This is a genomic window from Falsiporphyromonas endometrii, assembly GCF_042654485.1.
GTDB lineage: Bacteria > Bacteroidota > Bacteroidia > Bacteroidales > Porphyromonadaceae > Porphyromonas > Porphyromonas endometrii.
The window spans coordinates 1-849 of the sequence record NZ_JBHSGO010000022.1; the positions used below are offsets into that span (position 1 = coordinate 1).

Below are 849 nucleotides of genomic sequence, written 5' to 3' on the forward strand. Positions count from 1 at the left end.
CCGACATGTCGATTCGGGTCATCATCGTCTCATCATCGAACAAGAACTCGGCCAACGCTTTGGCAAGCTCGGTCTTTCCAACACCCGTTGTACCCAGGAACAAAAATGAACCGATGGGCCTCTTGGGATCCTGCAACCCGGCACGACTTCTTCTGACGGCATCACTGACGGCCTCTATCGCCTCGTCTTGTCCAACCACGCGCTTGTGAATTTCCCGCTCCAGGTGAAGAAGTTTTTCCCGTTCACTTTGAAGCATTTTACTCACGGGAATTCCCGTCCAGCGAGATACGATATCCGCAATATCCTCTTCGTCCACCTCCTCCTTGATGACCGCATCGTTGCCTTGTACTCGGGATAGCTCTTCTTGCAGATGGGCAATCTCATCCTCTTTGGCCTTGATGGTACCGTATCTGATCTCGGCAACTTTTCCGAAGTCGCCCTCGCGTTCGTAGCGTTCGGCTTGATATTTAAGCTCCTCCATATCAACTTTATTCTGCTGAATCTTGTCGATATAGTCCTTTTCACTTTGCCATTTGGCACGCATCTGTTGCTCCTCTTCCTTCAGTTCGGCAATCTCTTTGCCGAGCTGCTCAAGTTTGGGCTGATCGTTTTCCCTTTTGATTGCCTCTCGCTCGATCTCAAGCTGCCTGATTCTTCTGGTCACTTCATCAAGTTCTTCGGGAAGGGAGTCTATCTGCATTCTCAATCTTGCTGCAGATTCGTCCATAAGGTCGATGGCCTTGTCGGGCAAAAAGCGGTCTGTGATATATCTGCTCGACAGTTTTACGGCCGCAATGATGGCATCGTCTTTGATACGGACCTTGTGGTGGTTTTCATATTTCTCTTTGA

At 49.6% G+C, this 849-nt stretch carries 1 protein-coding gene; it reads right to left on the reverse strand.

Features of this window, described 5'->3' with window-relative positions; all coding sequences use genetic code 11:
• Positions 1–849, reverse strand: an 849-nt coding sequence (locus ACFO3G_RS01220) for an AAA family ATPase (protein ID WP_380077227.1), incomplete at both ends; no start/stop codon positions are given.